At 53.8% G+C, this 1,678-nt stretch carries 1 protein-coding gene; it reads left to right on the forward strand.

Annotated elements, in window-relative coordinates; genetic code table 11:
• Positions 1-288 precede the first annotated feature (288 nt).
• Positions 289-1,557 (forward strand): group II intron reverse transcriptase/maturase, encoded by a 1,269-nt coding sequence (gene ltrA, locus BMY22_RS23295; protein WP_208599391.1) that lies wholly within the window; start codon positions 289-291, stop codon positions 1,555-1,557.
• The last annotated feature ends 121 nt before the right edge of the window (positions 1,558-1,678 follow it).

A 1,678-nucleotide genomic window follows, 5' to 3' on the forward strand; every position in this document is an offset into this window, starting at 1 on the left:
CAATAGCCTCGGGATCAGTCTGGAAGATACCTGTCTACTGTCCAGATGGCAGCCGGTGTATAGGCGGCATGAGCTCAATACAGGCTTTGATATGGAACGTGAGAACCTCGCCTTTGATGCCAAGGGAAATGACAAGCGGCTACCACCGCGAGGAAGAATACCGATGCAAAGGTCGAGGGGCGGAGCCATTCGTAGTAGTGACGAAGTTCTTGTAATGAGAATGGAGCGAAGGGGTGGCGTTGCCCGGCTGGCTTATGTCATCAACCTGCTTCGGTGGGGAGGAGTGTCATGAGCACAGCAAAGTCGTACAGCATTTCCAAACTGACAGTTTGGGAGGCCTACCAGCGTGTGAAGGCCAATCGAGGAGCCGCTGGGATAGATGAACAATCTATTGCCCAGTTCGAGCAGAAGCTGCAACGTAACCTTTACAAGGTTTGGAACCGCATGTCGTCGGGTTCCTATTTTCCGCCGCCGGTTAAGCAGGTGGAAATTCCGAAGCAATCAGGAGGCAAACGCAAGCTGGGTATTCCAACAGTAGCCGATCGGGTGGCTCAGACCGCCGTCAAGCTGCTTATAGAGCCGAGTCTGGACTGTCTGTTCCATCCGGATTCCTATGGATACCGGCCGGGAAAGTCAGCCAAACAGGCGGTGGAGATCACTCGCAGGCGCTGCTGGAATATTAATTGGGTGGTGGAGTTCGATATCAAGGGAGCCTTTGATCACATTGATCATGAGCTGCTGCTCAAAGCGGTCAGGCATCACATAAAGGATGAATGGATTCTGTTGTATATCGAGCGGTGGCTTAGAGCGCCGTTTGAGACTGCAAACGGGGTTCAGGTACCGCGTGAAAGTGGTACACCTCAAGGAGGGGTGATCAGCCCGTTATTGATGAACCTGTTCATGCATTATACGTTCGATGCCTGGATGCAGCGGACTTTTCCAGGTTGTCCATTTGCACGCTACGCCGACGATGCGGTGGTTCATTGCCGTAGCGAAAAGCAGGCGTGCGAGGTCATGTCGGCCATCAAGGCACGCTTGGAAGAGTGCCTGCTGACTATGCACCCGGAGAAGTCGAAGATCGTCTATTGCAAGGACAGCAACCGTAAAGCGGTGTACCCAACGACGCAGTTCACGTTTCTGGGATTCACCTTCCGACCACGGGCGGCATGGGGCAATAATGGATGCCGGTTTACCAGCTTCCTGCCCGGTGCCAGCAACGAGGCTCTGAAACGAATGCGTCAACGAACTCGCAGCTGGAATATCCAGCGGCAAACACCGGCCAGCCTTCTTGAATTATCACAACAGTACAACGCTACCCTGCGTGGGTGGTGGAACTACTATGGGACTTTCTACAAAACGGTCATGCGCAAGGTTTTCAATCATTTTGATTTGAAGCTGCAACGCTGGGCCCGTCAGAAGTACAAACCACTGGCAGGGCATAAGCGCCGCAGTGCTGATTGGCTCAACCGGATGAAGAAAGCGTGCCCATCGCTGTTCGTGCACTGGCATGTCTTTGGAAATGAGACTCGACTGGGTAACGGGAGCCGTATGAGCTGAGAGGCTCACGTACGGTTCTGCGAGAGGCTGAAGGTGAAACCCCTACGGCCTACTTACCAGCGCAACGGCTTTTGCCTTTGGCTCAAACGCCTCGAGTCCGAACGGTTCAAAACATCGCCCG

This window comes from Azotobacter beijerinckii (assembly GCF_900110885.1).
GTDB lineage: Bacteria > Pseudomonadota > Gammaproteobacteria > Pseudomonadales > Pseudomonadaceae > Azotobacter > Azotobacter beijerinckii.